This is a genomic window from Desulfitobacterium chlororespirans DSM 11544 (genome assembly GCF_900143285.1).
In the GTDB taxonomy this organism is placed as follows: domain Bacteria; phylum Bacillota; class Desulfitobacteriia; order Desulfitobacteriales; family Desulfitobacteriaceae; genus Desulfitobacterium; species Desulfitobacterium chlororespirans.
The window spans coordinates 353,040-368,038 of record NZ_FRDN01000003.1 but is presented as its reverse complement, the minus strand read 5'-3'; the positions used below and the strand labels follow the sequence as shown (position 1 = coordinate 368,038).

Sequence of the window (14,999 nt, the reverse complement as noted above, 5' to 3'; positions counted from 1 at the left end):
AGCGGCCTCAGTGCTTCTCGATCTTAATCTTAGCGTGTTCTACTAAAGCTTGAGAATTGTCGCTTATTTCCTCCAGGGCCGCTGTAATCTCTTGGGTAGAGGCCGCTTGATTTCCGGCAATACCGTTGATTTGATCAACTTCCCAAAGGATGCTCTCGATGGAATCCTTCATCTGGGTGAGTATTTCTGTAACCATTTTCGCCGAATCTTTGCTTTGAGCAGCAAGGGTCCGCATCTCCTCCGCCACAACGGCGAAGCCCCGCCCTTGCTCTCCGGCGCGGGCGGCTTCAATGGCGGCGTTTAAACCCAGCAGGTTGGAATGGGCGGATACATCGGCAATGGCACGGATGACCTGATTGACTTCTTTAATTTTTACCGCAGAGTCATTGGCCGAGCGTACCACGCTGTTAATTTTAGACGAAAGTATCTGGGAACCGGAGGCGATCTCCTCCAGGCCGGCATTCACCTCCTGGAGGCTGGCAGCCAGGCTTTGTGATGCTTCCTCCAGATTGGCCTCTTTTTCCATACTCCGCCCAATCGATACACAGCCGATTATTTCCCCCCGGCTGTTTTGAATGGGGGTGGTCATGGCCAAGAAAGGAACACCAAAGGCTTCTTTGGGGCGCAACTCCGTATTGGATTCTCCGGTTCTGACACACCGGCCCAGATCATCGTCCGCAGGTAATTCGAGGCCGACCAGCTGCATATGGGACCCATTCAGTTTGTATCCGGGATAAAAATATAGAATATGGGTGTTGTCGGTTATTATTACCATCAGGTCTTCTTTGATCAGTTCTTTCAGTCGTGATAATATTGCCGCATAAGCCGCCAACAGTTCCTCATCACTTTGCACAGCTAAGTTCATCATGATTCGCCCCTTTTTTAGATATATCGGAAAAGACAACCTTTTCCGACCTTAAGTTGTGAATGGCCTACCAAGAATAGTGTGAGGGCATATACCTCCATTGCTTTAAATCAGATTAAACAGAGCAACGAACCGGCCGACATGGATTCAGCAGTCTGCCGGTTCGTTGTTTTACAGCAAAAGCCTGCCCCTATTGCTAACAATACCAAACGTTTAGCGACATTTTAAAACCTTCTATCCATTGCGCTCTTTTGTCTGGGTGCTTTTCCCAGGAATCATCAGCTTGCAGCAGGGCAAATAATTCGGCGACGGTATACTTTTCTGCAGCCACGGATATCCCATCCCTTCTTATTTTTTTCCATATTCGTTGGCGAATTCATAAACGGCAATAATATTCTCCGGGTTGGCATCATTGGCACTGAGAAGGGGTCTGTCCTGCATGAAGATAAATCCGCCGCCCGGGGCAAAGGTATCGTAGCACTTTTTGACATAATCGATGCACTGCTGCTTGGTTCCGTACTTTAAAAGGCTGGCGCTTATACCCGTGGCCAGTGTGCACCAGTCACCCACCAGTTTGTGGACCTCGAAAGGATCATCTTCCTCCAGCATAATAATCATGCTGCCCTTGGGTGTTTGTCGGTACCTTTCGATGGTATTGAGGAACTTGCCTTCACCTTTGAGGAAGAACTTCAGGCCGGCCTGCATATAAGGTTCGTATACTTCCAAAAAGGGCTTCATGAAGAATTCATCGAATTGCTTTCCGCTCAGGAAACACTCCACATGATACCCGGTCAGTCCCACCTTAAGCCCCGGCATCCTGGCCAGATCTTCAGGCTTCAGGGGAAGTGCCGCCTTATCTGCTGCCAGGAGTTGGGCACAAGCCGCTCTGACCTGATCGGGCCGTCGGCGTAAGTCAATCAGAGTGTCTTTCATTCCTCTGACTTTGTCGAAAAGAAGCTTTAGAGGAGAGTTGAAAACGAGAGGAACATTGACCAGGGTATAGACGGATCTTGCAGCCAATCCCTGCAAGATCAATTCGTTGGTCAGGTCAAACTGCCGGAATTCCAGCATGCCTTGACGAAGGGCCTCATAGGCATCTTCTTTGCGCTCTTGGTCAAGCTTGGGCAGCTTCCTTTTCAGTAAAATCTCATTAATATAATAATAGGGATCTTTGCAGAATTCATCATATTCGTCATCTTTCATATAGACGTCAGCTGTCTGGTTGTGTGCCACTGTGGTCTGATCATTGGCCAGGTAAAAAGAATGGGAACCAAGAGCCTGAAACGCTTTGTAGGGATTGGGCAGGGATGCCATTCCCCAGGTGTAGTCAAGGTGGATATCATCCAAGAAACGCAGATAGCTTTGGGCAGTGAGCCGGGGATCGTGAGCAACCTCTTGATAGGTTACACCGGCGTAGGCAAAGGGCCAGTAAGTAAATTCCATACCCACCGGTACTTTTTGGGGTTCCCGGAAATTTGTCGCATCCCAGAGATTTTGCTGGGTTTCCTGAACCAAGGATAGTGAAGCCAAGCGAATTCCTCCCTTCATTGGGCAGCGGCTGCCTTGGGGCCGGCCGCTGCCTGGTAGTATCCTAACAGATTTCTCCTAATAAATTTCACAGGGAATTCAGCTCTTGCTTTTGGTCTTTGGCCAATTTAGCGTCCCGTGTGCTGGTGATGAAGACGATAACCGTAAAGAGCAGCGCCACCACCAGCCCGAAGAGAAAAATCGTGTTCATAGGCGCATCTTCGCCCACAATCTTGAAGAAGAGCTGGCCCACCGGCGAAGCCAGGAAGCTGCCGAAGTTCTGAAAGGCGAAGAACAGCCCCATTGCCGCGGCAATGGCCGAGGCCGGCACGGTCAGGGACAGGCTCATGGGGATGCCCGCCGTGAACATAACGCTGGCAAAGCCGGAGAGAAAAAAGCCGATGCCGAAAACAAACAAGAGGGAGGTGGAAACAGAGGAGCTGGCCCCATAAATAATCATAAAACTGAGGGAAACCATGATCATGGCCACAAAAAGAATATAGTTCTTGAAGAAACGATAGCAGAAACCATACGCGACACCCCCCAAGACCGCTCCCACAGTAAAGCAGGTGACAATCGTTCCGATGACGGCGCTGGAATAGCCCATATCCGTAAGAATAAAGGCAATATAATTCCAGCAGAACTGAGTGAGAAGCATCACCACGAGGAGGAGAAAGAGGTAATAAAAAGCAGTCTTGGGGATCTTGATTTTTTCCTTTTGGGCTTCCTGGACGAATTCAGGTTCTTTGTAGAAGATCACGAAGAAAACCAAGGGGATAATCCCGAAAAGATAAAAGACATAGGTGGTTTGCCAGCTGATCAGGCAGAGAATCCCGGCGATAATGTTGCCGATGGTGGCGCCGAGGCTGAAAAAGACGTCTTTAGCTCCCATCATGAAAGCCCGGGTGTTTTCCTTGTCAAAGAGGTAGGCAATGGTGGAATTGACAATGGGAGAGAAAGCGCCCAGCCCCAGACCAAACAGGCAGCGGCTGGCCAACAGGGTTCCAAAGGAAAGGCCGTCTCCCATCAGGAAGGGGAAGCCGCCGGCCACCGTAAAGAGAAGCAGAGAGATGATGCCTGCCGTTTTGTATTTCAGCTTGCGCCCGATCAGAACCCCGGCACCGATGGAGGCGACAACTTGGGCCACATTGACAACGGCGGTAACATAAGTAAGGGCAGAGGCGGAAACGTTAGGATAGGATTCGGCCATGGCGGCGAAGGTTGTCGCCACAATTCCATGGGTGGGGATAAAAAAGTTCATGAACATGATGGCAAAGACGATGCCATAGCGGGTAACGCGGTTCATTTCATTCATGATTTTTTACTCCTTTTATTCTTATAGTTTGGGGAGCCGCTCCTATAGGACTCCCGGCTTACAGGGCTTTCCGCTTCTGCAGCGGGAAATCCCCCAGATTCAGGCTTTCCTTCAAGCTGATGGCGCTCTTCTCCACAGGCTCATACCCTGCGGCTTCAATTTTTAAGGAATACACCCCCGCCGCCAGCTTCCTGAACCAAAAATCCCCGAAATCATCCGTGACAGTTCTCAGGCTTTCACCTCCGGGGAAGCTCAGGCTGACCGTGGCTCCTTCAATAATCTCGTTGGCTTGGGGGTCCCACACTTCACCGGCCAGAAAAAGCCTGGGCAGATTAAGATAATAGACCCGGGGCCGGCAGCCCTTTTCCGGCAGCATGGTCTCCGCTCTGGCAATCTCCTCGGCAAACTCTTCCTCCTCTCCAAAACGCAGGCCTCCGGTGGCGCACAGATCCACACAGTGGGGGAGCTTCCCCTCATCCACCAGGTGGGCGCAGCCGGTGCATTTCTGGGCAACATCCAGCTCGTCATTCCAGAAGATGGCCTGATAAGGGCAGGCCCGGACAATTTCTTTTCTGCCTTTGATTTTTTCCGGATCAAGAATGACCAGACCGTCTTCCCGTTTATAGCCCGCTTCCGGTACCGCTTCCAGGCAAGCCGGTTTGTCGCAGTGCATACAAGGCCAGGGAGTATATTCCACCGTCACTTTAGGCACCTGTCCGTGGTCCTTTTCTTTAACCCGCATCCAGAACTGGCCCGTATTGGGCTGGGGCAGAGCGTAGGGCAGCCAGGCATTGCCCACATGCTCGTCCTTGCAGGCAATCTGGCAGCCATAGCAGCCATTGCAACGTTCCATATCCACGATAAATACTTTCATGTCAGGCCTCCTTATTCTGCCAGCCAGGCGTCGACGATTACACCGGTCTCTGGATCATACTTGCGGGAGAAGGCTTCCGGGTATTGGCGGGCCAGTTCAAAGACATCCACCTTTTCGATCCCCACTAAGTAACCGCTGGTGACTTCCCCGGCACAATTTTTAGAAGTGATTTTTTTGGGGGCGATGAGATTGTTAGAGCCGCCCCGGTCGCTTTCTCCCAGCACGATAGGGTCGATCCTGGCGCCGTGGTCCTGGAGAACCACCTGGGGTCGGATGCGCTCCGTGATGTAAGCTCCGCCAAGCACCCAGCCGCCTTCATTGAAAAGCTTCACGATATCTCCCTCTTTAATGTTAAGCCTTTGGGCATCCACAGGGTTAATCCAGACCGGCTCATAAGCGTAGCTGTCGGGGCCTTTGACTTTGCAGGTCTTGATCTCCCGGAACCAGGCACAGTCGTCCATTTGGGAATGAAGCCGCCAGTGGGGATGGTTGGACACCAGGAGGAAGGGATAGCTTTCAGACCTGGGGGTACTTAAGCGTTCATCGGGATGGGTCTCCCCTTTTTCGATCCACTTGGGATAGGGTCCCCGCTCCGTGTCCTCGGGGAAGGATTCCGCCAGGCGCTGGGAATAGTACTCCAGCTTGCCGCTGGGCGTGCTGAGAGGGAAACTCTCCGGATCCGTGTAAAAGGCATAAAAGCCCGCTACATCCTCTTCCCAGTCTGCCGCTGCCGGGACCACGTAGCACTTCTGCTCCTTGAACTCTTCAAAGCTGATATAGTCCTGGACACCGGAATTCATAAAGCCTTTTTTGACCTTATCCTCAATGGATTCACCGCCGGTCAGCTCCTGAAGCACTCCCAGCTTGGCGGCCACGGCCATGGCGCATTCGTAATCGCTCTTGGACTCACCCAAAGGAGGGATGGATTGCTCTTCGATGAGCAGCATATTGTAATTGCCGGAGGTGATGTCGCAATTGATATCATACTCCTCAAACTTCGTATTGACCGGGAGAATAATATCGGCCAGCAGACAATCATCTTCCATCCAAATATGCTGAGCCACCACACATTCAATGTGCTCGCTGTGGAGAGCGTCTATAAATTTAAAGCCGCCGTTCCAGGAAGAAGTCCATTTGGGTGAGTCGGTCCAGACCATGTGGATGCGTTCGCAGCCCGGAGCCGGGTACTCAATTTTGCGGAATTGATCTTCCACGGGAACTCCCGCACAGGTGCAGCCATACCAGGTCAGGGGGTTTTCCCGGGAATAATCCCCGGCCAGGGCTTCCGGGACCAGGGTTTCCGTAACCAAGGATTCCCGGGTATCGGCGGCATAGGGGAAGAGAATGGAGACCAGATCAGGAATGAATTGCGCCCGGGGAGCAGGCATCTGGGAATCCAGGCTGAACAGCTGGTATTCCATCATCTTCAGCTGGTTGCGGCCCGGTTTGCCCAGGGCCTGCATGCCCAGCAGGGCTACTTCCAACCGCGCCGGTTCATGGGAATAGGTGGAGCGGATAAAGGAGCCGCCGTTGCAGTGGGCAATGGACGTATTCTGTCTGGCCCAGGAACGGGCCAGGGCCTTAATGGTCCGGGCCGGAACGCCGCACACGGTTTCCGCCCATTCCGGGGTTTTTTCGATGCCGTCGTCCCGTCCCATGACCTGATCGGCAAAGAATTCAAAGCCTACGGCGTGGGTGGCGATATACTCCTGATCATAAAGACCCCCCTTAAGCCAGGTGTGGGCAATAGCTAATTGCAGGGCTGAATCGGTGTTGGGCAGAATCGGAATCCACTTATCGCCGTGAACTGCGCAGCCGTAGTTGACATCCGGGCAAATATACACCTGGCGCACCCCAATATCCCGGAGGAAGAAGCAGTAGCGGCTGGGAAAGTGCCCGCCCCAGCCCCAGGGGGTAGTCACCACATCACAGCCCCAGAAGAGGACCATATCCGAGTGGCGGGCTACATCCAGAAACAGATTGTTTTGATTGCCCTGTCCTACAGGGTCCTGGCCCCAGATATGCTTGGCCCCCCAATACCAGCCTTCCCAGCTGTCCGGGTTGCGGGCCTGCAGGGTATAACCCCCTAAACTATCCAGCAGGGCGCCTTGGGTTCCCCGGGGGCCGTGGATGGTCTTGACCGCATGATGCCCGTCGGATTGAACGAAGATGGAATTCATGCCGTATTTTTCTTTGATGCGCAGCACTTCCCCGGCAATGATATCGGTGGCTTCATCCCAGGAAATCCGCACATATTTGGATTTGCCCCGGTTTTGAATGTTTCTTTCCCCCTTGGGGTCGAAATCCACCCGTTTCAGCGGGTACAAAATGCGGTTGGGGGAATAGACCCGCTGCTTATAGGCCAGGGCAAAGGGGGAAATTTCCGATTTCTCCTTGGCCCGGAATTCCTTGCCCCGGGCTTTGATCGTCCAGGCGTTAAGTCCCTCCTTGGGAGCATGATCGGTATAATGAAAAGGACGTGTGCGCAGGATTTTTCCGTCTTTCACATCGATTTCCGCCGGATCGGAAGCGGTGCAAGGGCCGCAGAAACCCAGGGTCTTGATGGTGGTTTTAATGTCCGACATGTTAAGCGACTCCTTTCAGGTCCATTCAACAAGTGATGGGTAGCATAATTGCTCAAGGAACGAAGAGCGAGACCTGGCGGCCTTTACCGGCCATTTTCGCGGTCAGCTCTTCCAGGGGACCGTATTCCATGGCGCTGGCCAGGCAGTGCAGCACGCAGGAAGGCTGCCCCCCGCCGGCCACCCGGTCCTTGCAGAGATCGCAGTATTGGGTAGGAACAGGGATGTAACGGTGTTCCCAATGCTTGTCGTCCATCAGCTTCCAGGGACCCAGCTCCAGAAGCTTGATGCCCCACTGACCCAACGGCAGCATTTTTTCATTTTTGCAGGCCACTTCACAACTATGGCAGCCGGTGCAGTATTCATTGTCAATCAACAGTCCGTATTGTGCCATTTTTCTCATCTCCCTTTAAAGTGATTCTGTCCAGCCCTTGCAGATCTTTACCCCTTCCGCCGCATTAACAGTGAAGGCGTCGGCGCCAATATGCCTGCAGGCAATCTCCGTAACCGGATTGCCCCCGATGATTACTTTCAGATCCTTGCGCAACCCGGCTTGCTCAAGGGCATTCACGACCTTCTTCATGGAATCCAAGGCCAGGGTCAGAACACCGCTCATCCCCACAATCTCCGGTTTAACCTCACTGACCTTCCGGACAAAAGCACTGGGCGGCTGATCGATGCCCAAGTCATAAACTTCAAAGCCTGCCGCTTCCGCCATCCCTTTAAAAATATTTTTGCCGATGTCATGGAGATCCCCTTCCACAGTGCCTAAGACAATCGAACTGGCCTTAGCTCTGTTGGCTGTTCCTAAAACGGGTTTCAAGATATTCAGTGCCGAGGATAAAATCTCCCCTGAAAAGATCAGATCCCCCACATAATACTCATTCTGTTCATACAGGTCCCCCACGATGGCCATACCCTTCTGACAGGCAATGACGAGAGCCTGGGCTTCTTCTTCCGTGGGGTTGGCAGCCACAAATTCTTGCAGAGTCTTGATTACCGTAGTTTCATCCAAATCCCCAATCGATTGAGTAAACTTTTGCAAATCAATCATACATTTCCCTCCCAAACGCACCAAAATGTCATCAAAATGTCAATCAGAACCGGCCCTTCAATCAGCCGCTCCTTTTACTGGCCCGATCGTGTTCTGACGATAAGCATTGGCATAGTTGCGGCAGTGGCGATCGTGTCCCAGCAAGGCCTCCACAGCCAGGATCGTAGCGATAATATCTCTATTTAAAGGATCTAAGATGGCCGAATTCATTCCCGCAAACATCCCAAGGGCCAGGAAGTTTTGGTTGATGATTTTCCTGAGAGGCAACCCAAAGGAAATATTGCTCAGACCCGAAGTTACGTTAATATCCGGGTAAAGCTCCCTGACTTGCCGGGCTGCCGCCGCGAAGTTTAACAGGGACTGATTGTCCGCCGGCAAGGCGGTCACCAAGGGGTCGATATGAATTCTGTCCGGGGTGATAGCATAAGCCTGAGCTTTTTCAACCATGGCTACGGCGATCCTTACCCGGCTGAGGACATCTTTAGGGATGCCGTCGTTATCACAGGTTAACGCCACGACCTGCCATGGCGTCCCTTCAATCAAGGGAAAAATGACCTCGCATTTATCTCCCTCCAGAGACACTGAGTTGATCAGCCCCGGACGCTTAACGCAGTTAAAAACCGCTGCAATGGCATGGGGGTTAGGGCTGTCAATAGAAATAGGGGTATCGGTTGCCTGCTGGACAATGTCGATCAGCCAGGCCAGTGTTTCCGCTTCAAGTTCGGGAGCAGTGCCCGCACACACATCAAGATAAGCTGCGCCGGCCTGTCCTTGCTTCAGGGCAAGATCATGGATAAATTCCTTATTTTTTGCCGCAATGGCCTGCTTGACGCTGGGAATAGTGCCATTAATTTTTTCGCCGATGATAATCAATGGTCAATCTCCCTCTCCTTTCCTTAATCAGCCCGGTAGATAGTGCAGGGCATGCTCTTGAAGTGGGTGCCGAAACCCAGTTTGCCGTTTTCTTTATTGGGGATGAGGTTGTTAATATTGCATTCCCAGACATCAAACATTTTTTCCGCACCTCTTTCCGGATACCACCAGCCATGATCGATGGAGACCACATTTTCTTTGACGATAGGGGTTAGGTGGGCATACAGCTTGGCCTTGTTCCAGGGGTTTTCCACATAGATCCAGGAGCCTTCGCTGATTCCTTTGGCAGCAGCGGTTTTGGGATGGATCTCCGCCGTGGGCCAGGGGTGAATTTCCCGCAGAGTCTTGATCTGGCGGTGCTCAGAGTGAAAGGAGGTAAAGCGCCGGGCACCGGTCGTCATGATCATGGGATAGTCCTCAGCTAGATCCGGCCTGGAAGCGGCACTGAACTTAGGCTCCATATAATAGGGAAGGGGGTCCTCACCCAGGGCCTCCAGCATGGTGCTGTACAGTTCAATCAGGCCGGTGGGGGTATTGACCCCCGGCTGACCGTCGGGACGCAGCAGGCCTTTTTCATATTTGCGGTATTCCAGCTCATATTGGGCAATGACCCGTTCCTTCAGTTCAGGAAAGGAGACATCCACGCCGGGCACGGGGGCCATATCATGGCTGAGATAGCTGTCCGTATCCTTCCATCTGGGGTCTTGGCTGTCCGGATGCAGGCGGTGATGCAGATCCAGGAGGATTTCCAGATCGCTTTTGGTTTCCCCAAAATCCTCGATGATTTTGACCAGGGCGCCGTACTGGCCGGGCTGGGAAGCCATGCTGTTCATAACGATGCCGTCGTGTTCCAGGGAAGTGGAGATAGGCAGCACTAGATCCGCCAGACCGGCAATGGTCGGATTCATGAAAATATCGGACGCTACAATAAAGTCCAGTTTGCGCATGGCCTCATACCACCGCTTGGGCTGAACTACAATCGAGGAAGCCAGGAAGTTAGTGCTTTGGATAAAAGCAAACTTGATCGGATAGGGTCTGCCGGTCTCCAAAGTATCCAGGGTGCAGTCGGGATGAGTGGTATTGACGATCATGGGGATAGCGGGAAATTCTTTGTAGCCGATCCCTTCAAACTCTTCTTCTGCTTCGGCAGTCTCCTGACTGGCATCGTTGTTCACATCCCCGGCAAAAAAGGTGGGCTGCCCCATAAACAAACCGCCGGGAATATCCAGGTTGCCGGTAATGGCGAAAATACTGTAGAGAGCATGTCCGATCTGGATGCAATTGGGGTTTTGGTCGATAGCCAGACCGATGCAGGCACTAGAAGGTTTCTCCACCAGGCACTGGGCTACGGCGTAAATATCTGCCGCCGCCACACCGGTGATCTCCTCGGCCCATTCCGGAGGATACTGGTTGGCTCTCTCCGCCAGCTCCTCAAAGCCATAACACCATTTCTCCACAAATTCCTTGTCGTATTGACCGGTTTTGATGACAGCGTGGAGCAGTGCCAGGGCTAAAGCAGCGTCGGTGCCGGGACGGAGCTGGAGATGGTATTCCGCCCGGGTGGCCAGCCAGTTGGCCCGGGGATCCACAGAGATCAGCTTGGTGCCCCGCTTCATAAGCTCGATCATAGAGTGGCCCCAAAGACCGTCCGCATTGCAGCGCAGCGGGTCCCGGCCCCAGATCAGCATGTACTTGGGAGGTTCCCAGCGCGGATCATCATAACGCAGAGGCAGACCGTTGGCGTAGTCATATTCCACGTAAGCGCTGCCCAGCATCCAGCTCATCACCGCCATGCGGGGAACCAGGCAGGACCAGCCGCTGTTGGGATGGACGATAGTCTTGCTGCCGAAAACGTCCAGGCAGAGGGGAGTCTGGTAGCGGCAGGCTTCCCGACCGGTGCCGGACCAGACGGAGACGGAATTGACGCCCCATTGTTCCACACAGTCATGGTATTTTTCCACGATGATGTCGTAGGCCTCGTCCCAGGTAATGCGCTCCCACTTATTCTCCCCGCGCTGGCCGACACGCTTCATGGGATACTTGATCCGGTCAGGATGATAGAAATATTCCTTCATGGTCAGGCAGCGGACGCAAAGACGGCCTTTGGTGATGGGGTGATCCGGATCGCCTTCCACTTTCTGAAGCTCGCCATTTTTGACGAAAATACGCAGGCCGCAGCCCACCCCGTGACAGCCCGGGGGAGACCAGGCATTCGTACGGTAGACTTTGGTGCCGTCCGCCAGCTCGGTCACAGCGGGGGCGGCGTTTTCGTTCCAATGTAATGTAGCCATGGGTTTTCCTCCAATCATGATGTTTTGAAGATGAATTTTTGCCTGCTCTTTTGTATTGCAAAATGTGTGCCATGTTAAAGGTCGGTTCCGGCGATCAAAGGGATTACTCCTAAACTGTCCCACCGACCGACAGTGGGGGTCTTCGCGTAACCAAAGGTCCTTCTTTCAACCAGATTTTTTGTTGCATCAATCGCACTTATGCGATGAGACTTTCGCATTATGATTTTCTGTCGAACAAGCAGGGACGACAAGGGTTGATAAGGTGGAGCATCCCACTATAGGCAGTGATTTTGGCAAGAAAAAATGCCCTGAAAAACAGGGCTGAAGTTTGATTTATAGATTTAGGCGGCGGCAGTGTCAGCGGCATATTTACCATAGAATCTGTCAAGGGCTTTCCCCGCAATACGGACATGGTTTTGAGCTTTGTTTGTAGCCCTTCGTGTGTAGCGAAGGTGGCAGAATTAATCACATGACTTGCCAATGGGACGTAATATGTTAAGAAGCAGTGTGCTTAATAAGTTGATAACGGGAGAAGGTTATGGAGAAAAAAAGAGTATTGATTGGCAGTCCTATACGGCAAAACCCCCATATACTGAAAGAATTCCTGGATTCCCTGAGCGGCCTCGAGCAGGGAGATCTGGAATTGAGCTATATCTTTGTTGATGATAACGAGTGCGAAGAATCCAGCCGATTGCTGCTGAATTTTAAAGAGAAGGGATTGACTACCCTGATCAAAGGGGACAAGGGGGAGAAAAGGCCGGGGGACTATGTATGCGACGATATCACCCACCATTGGCGGGATCACCTGATTCAGAAAGTAGCCGGATACAAAAATTTAATGATTGAAAAAGCCCTTGAGTGGGGGTATGATCATCTGTTTCTGGTTGATTCGGACTTAATCCTGCATCCGGCTACCCTCCGGCACCTTGTGGGCGCCGGCAAAGATATTATTTCGGAAATCTTCTGGACCTCCTGGTATCCGGAGCGTCAGGAGCTTCCCAATGTATGGCTCTATGATCACTACGATATGTCCCCTCGGCAAAGGGGAGAAAAATTAAGCCAGAAAGATCTGGATATAAGAATGCAGGGGTTTATCGATCAGCTGAGAATACCCGGGGTCTATGAGGTGGGGGGACTGGGAGCCTGTACCTTGATGAGCAGCAAAGCTTTGCAGGCAGGAATCAGTTTCAGCGAGATAAAAAACCTGACCCTATGGGGAGAAGACAGGCATTTTTGTGTAAGAGCCAATGCCTTAGGCCTAAGCTTATGGGTGGACACCCATTATCCGGCTTACCATATTTACCGGGAATCATCAATGGCAGGGGTAGAGGAATTTAAGGCCGTTTGTAAAGGGGAGAAACTGCCGCAGCAGAGGAGCTGTGTCGTTCAAAAGCAGCATAAACCGAAACTGACCTTGTCCATGGTCATGAAGAATGAAGCAAACAAAGATTTAGCAAGGGTGCTCCGGGAGCACCGGCACTATATTGATGCTGCGGTGATCATCGATGACGGAAGCACGGATAACAGCATAGAGCTGTGCCTGAGCATACTTCAAGGAATTCCCCTTCAGATCATTGGGAATTCCGCTTCTAAATTTGCCAATGAGGTAGAGCTGAGAAAGCAGCAATGGCAGGCAACTGTGGCAACTAACCCGGAATGGATATTAAACCTTGATGCCGATGAAGTGTTTGAGAACAGGTTCAGGCAGGAGGTCAGGATGTTGATCGAGGATCCTGACACAGATGTATGGTATTTCCGGCTTTATGATTTTTGGGATGAGGACCATTACCGGGAAGATGAGTATTGGAATGCCCACTCCACCTACCGGCCCTTTTTGCTGCGCTATCGGCCGGGCTTTGTTGCCGAGTGGAATGAGGTTGCCCAGCATTGCGGCCGTTTCCCGAAAAGCATAACCACCCTTCCCTACAAACTATCGTCATTACGACTAAAACACTTGGGCTGGGCCGATCCCAAGAACCGCATGGCTAAATATCAGCGCTATATGGAATTGGATCCGGAAGCCCGCTATGGTTGGAAAGAGCAGTATGAGTCCATTCTTGACCCTAATCCCAGGCTGGTGAAATGGGAGGAGTAAACTTATTGAACCATACCCCAAACCGATACGGAAGCAAAGAGATAGGCACTGCCCCTTGGGACAGCGCCTATCTCTTTGCTAATGCTTTGAACATACGAAGCCCCTCTTATAACCATTGTCTGCGATTGCCTTATCCGAACAAGTCGCTGTGGGTTCCGGTGCGGGTGAGAGTCAAAACGAGTATGTCATCCTCAACTTTATAAATGAGCAACCAGCCCGGTGTGACGTAGCACTCCCGATGCTTTGACCAAACGCCGTTCAATGCATGATCCTTATGCTTTTCAGAAAGTGGTTTTCCTGAAGCCAGTGTTTGAATGACTGCCGTAAGCAGGCGCATATCATAGCCTCTGCGCTAGATATATTTCAGATCACGCTTAAAGCGACTGGTCGACTTCACTTCATACATCGGCCAAAAGCTCCTTCATCATCTGGTCGACATCAGTATAGCCTTTAACCGAAGGGTCACGACTGATAAGCTCAGCTTCTTCCATGGCAGCAATCGTCTCGGCATTCGGATTCTCCAGAGCAATGTCAAAGGGAATTCTCTGCTGACGCACGGCCTGACGCAGGAAAATATTGAAGGCCGTCGTCATGTTCATTCCGAGCTCAGAGAAAAGCTGCTCAGCCTGTTTTTTTAATTCAACATCCAAACGAATACTTATAGTTGTGTCTGCCATAACCATCAACTCCTTTGCTTTAGCATATTCAACATATCACAAAGCGCATCGTAAATACAATGCAAGAGAATAAAGGCCGCCCCTTTGCATTGGTTTTTGGGGGCTTAAGAACAAATGTAAAGGAACCTTGACAAACAAGATGGAATTGAATTACAATAAAAATGTAAAGGAACCTTGTCATTGCATTGGGGGTGCTTGCTTGGAAAATAAAGTAGAGCAGTTGAGAAGGGAGCGGGGGCTGAATCAGGAAGAGTTTGCCAAGGCCATTCGTGTTTCCAGGCAAACGGTCAGTTCAATCGAAAACGGAAAATATAATCCGTCTTTAGAGCTGGCCTTTGCTATAGCAGATTTCTTTGAAAAGCCCATAGAAGAGATTTTTATCTATGAAAGGAGAAAAGAGAATGAAAAAAAGTAATCTTTGGGCAGGAATGCTCTTTATACTAGGCGGTGTTTTGTGTCTGTCTACAGCTCTGATGCTGGATACGAGATTGGATAGCCTACTAATTGGATTTGCCGGTGGTTTAATCGTTCCCGGAGCGACTATGATCATTAAATATTTTTATTGGACTGCGCCCCAAAACAGAAGCAGATATGCTGAGCGGTTGGAAAATGAGAAGATCGAACTGGGTGATGAGCGTAAAGAAAGATTGAGGGATAAATCGGGAAGATATGCTTATTTGCTGGGGCTGGCGGTGATCAGTGTTTCTGTAGTGCTTTTTTCCATACTGGGAAAATTGGAAGTGATTAAGAATGCTGAACTGATAATTTTATATTTGGCGGGGTTTTTTGTTTTTCAGTATGTTGCCGGGGTGACTATCTTCAGGCATCTTAATCATAAATATTGAA

The 14,999-nt window shown here is 51.3% G+C and carries 14 protein-coding genes and 1 pseudogene; 3 read left to right on the top strand and 12 right to left on the bottom strand.

Translation table 11 applies throughout. The annotated features are described in order from the left end of the window. Positions 1-7 precede the first annotated feature (7 nt). The 10 genes from BUA14_RS01580 to BUA14_RS01540 form a co-directional block, all read right to left on the bottom strand. Entirely contained in the window at positions 8-868 is an 861-nt protein-coding gene (locus BUA14_RS01580) for a methyl-accepting chemotaxis protein (protein WP_084078308.1), read from the bottom strand. Positions 869-1,061: 193 nt separating this feature from the next. After that, complete coding sequence (locus BUA14_RS28690; RefSeq protein ID WP_282433316.1) at positions 1,062-1,196, bottom strand: hypothetical protein; 135 nt, start codon at positions 1,194-1,196, stop codon at positions 1,062-1,064. Between the two features lie 17 nt (positions 1,197-1,213). Continuing rightward, complete coding sequence (locus tag BUA14_RS01575) at positions 1,214-2,395, bottom strand: uroporphyrinogen decarboxylase/cobalamine-independent methonine synthase family protein (protein ID WP_242954519.1); 1,182 nt, start codon at positions 2,393-2,395, stop codon at positions 1,214-1,216. Positions 2,396-2,480: 85 nt separating this feature from the next. Next, positions 2,481-3,707, bottom strand: a complete 1,227-nt coding sequence (locus tag BUA14_RS01570) for an MFS transporter (RefSeq protein ID WP_072770963.1) — start codon at positions 3,705-3,707, stop codon at positions 2,481-2,483. A 58-nt stretch (positions 3,708-3,765) separates the two neighbouring features. Further along, positions 3,766-4,581 (bottom strand): 4Fe-4S dicluster domain-containing protein, encoded by an 816-nt coding sequence (locus BUA14_RS01565; protein ID WP_072770962.1) that lies wholly within the window; start codon positions 4,579-4,581, stop codon positions 3,766-3,768. An 11-nt stretch (positions 4,582-4,592) separates the two neighbouring features. Further along, positions 4,593-7,166, bottom strand: a complete 2,574-nt coding sequence (locus BUA14_RS01560; RefSeq protein WP_072770961.1) for a molybdopterin-dependent oxidoreductase — start codon at positions 7,164-7,166, stop codon at positions 4,593-4,595. Positions 7,167-7,218: 52 nt separating this feature from the next. After that, positions 7,219-7,557 (bottom strand): oxidoreductase, encoded by a 339-nt coding sequence (locus BUA14_RS01555; protein WP_072770960.1) that lies wholly within the window; start codon positions 7,555-7,557, stop codon positions 7,219-7,221. Between the two features lie 15 nt (positions 7,558-7,572). Next, positions 7,573-8,217 (bottom strand): cobalamin B12-binding domain-containing protein, encoded by a 645-nt coding sequence (locus tag BUA14_RS01550; protein ID WP_072770959.1) that lies wholly within the window; start codon positions 8,215-8,217, stop codon positions 7,573-7,575. A 57-nt stretch (positions 8,218-8,274) separates the two neighbouring features. Next, complete coding sequence (locus tag BUA14_RS01545) at positions 8,275-9,090, bottom strand: methyltetrahydrofolate cobalamin methyltransferase (RefSeq protein ID WP_072770958.1); 816 nt, start codon at positions 9,088-9,090, stop codon at positions 8,275-8,277. Between the two features lie 23 nt (positions 9,091-9,113). Beyond that, complete coding sequence (locus BUA14_RS01540; protein WP_072770957.1) at positions 9,114-11,381, bottom strand: molybdopterin-dependent oxidoreductase; 2,268 nt, start codon at positions 11,379-11,381, stop codon at positions 9,114-9,116. A 538-nt stretch (positions 11,382-11,919) separates the two neighbouring features. Between BUA14_RS01540 and BUA14_RS01535 the strand changes: the two genes are divergently transcribed. After that, entirely contained in the window at positions 11,920-13,476 is a 1,557-nt protein-coding gene (locus BUA14_RS01535; RefSeq protein WP_072770956.1) for a glycosyltransferase family 2 protein, read from the top strand. A gap of 130 nt (positions 13,477-13,606) precedes the next feature. On the opposite strand, the pseudogene BUA14_RS01530 reads toward BUA14_RS01535, so the two are convergent. Both BUA14_RS01530 and BUA14_RS01525 read right to left on the bottom strand, forming a co-directional pair. Continuing rightward, positions 13,607-13,882 (bottom strand): annotated as a pseudogene (locus BUA14_RS01530) (type II toxin-antitoxin system YafQ family toxin). Further along, positions 13,875-14,159, bottom strand: a complete 285-nt coding sequence (locus BUA14_RS01525) for a type II toxin-antitoxin system RelB/DinJ family antitoxin (protein WP_072770955.1) — start codon at positions 14,157-14,159, stop codon at positions 13,875-13,877. The pseudogene BUA14_RS01530 and the gene BUA14_RS01525 overlap by 8 nt, the downstream one beginning before the upstream one ends. Positions 14,160-14,352: 193 nt before the next feature. Between BUA14_RS01525 and BUA14_RS01520 the strand changes: the two genes are divergently transcribed. Both BUA14_RS01520 and BUA14_RS01515 read left to right on the top strand, forming a co-directional pair. Continuing rightward, positions 14,353-14,568 (top strand): helix-turn-helix transcriptional regulator, encoded by a 216-nt coding sequence (locus BUA14_RS01520; RefSeq protein WP_072771200.1) that lies wholly within the window; start codon positions 14,353-14,355, stop codon positions 14,566-14,568. Further along, the gene (locus tag BUA14_RS01515) at positions 14,555-14,998 is read left to right on the top strand and encodes a hypothetical protein (protein ID WP_072770954.1); all 444 of its coding nucleotides are present in this window, start codon (positions 14,555-14,557) and stop codon (positions 14,996-14,998) included. Before BUA14_RS01520 ends, BUA14_RS01515 begins: the two co-directional genes overlap by 14 nt. Position 14,999: the final 1 nt, after the last annotated feature.

What these genes read in the sequence shown, in the direction of transcription:
- BUA14_RS01580 (WP_084078308.1), bottom strand. Translation starts at nt 868, where the DNA reads ATGATGAACTTAGCTGTGCAAAGTGATGAGGAACTGTTGGCGGCTTAT.
- BUA14_RS01570 (WP_072770963.1), bottom strand. Translation starts at nt 3,707, where the DNA reads ATGAATGAAATGAACCGCGTTACCCGCTATGGCATCGTCTTTGCCATC.
- BUA14_RS01565 (WP_072770962.1), bottom strand. Translation starts at nt 4,581, where the DNA reads ATGAAAGTATTTATCGTGGATATGGAACGTTGCAATGGCTGCTATGGC.
- BUA14_RS01560 (WP_072770961.1), bottom strand. Translation starts at nt 7,166, where the DNA reads ATGTCGGACATTAAAACCACCATCAAGACCCTGGGTTTCTGCGGCCCT.
- BUA14_RS01555 (WP_072770960.1), bottom strand. Translation starts at nt 7,557, where the DNA reads ATGGCACAATACGGACTGTTGATTGACAATGAATACTGCACCGGCTGC.
- BUA14_RS01550 (WP_072770959.1), bottom strand. Translation starts at nt 8,217, where the DNA reads ATGATTGATTTGCAAAAGTTTACTCAATCGATTGGGGATTTGGATGAA.
- BUA14_RS01540 (WP_072770957.1), bottom strand. Translation starts at nt 11,381, where the DNA reads ATGGCTACATTACATTGGAACGAAAACGCCGCCCCCGCTGTGACCGAG.
- BUA14_RS01535 (WP_072770956.1), top strand. Translation starts at nt 11,920, where the DNA reads ATGGAGAAAAAAAGAGTATTGATTGGCAGTCCTATACGGCAAAACCCC.
- BUA14_RS01525 (WP_072770955.1), bottom strand. Translation starts at nt 14,159, where the DNA reads ATGGTTATGGCAGACACAACTATAAGTATTCGTTTGGATGTTGAATTA.
- BUA14_RS01515 (WP_072770954.1), top strand. Translation starts at nt 14,555, where the DNA reads ATGAAAAAAAGTAATCTTTGGGCAGGAATGCTCTTTATACTAGGCGGT.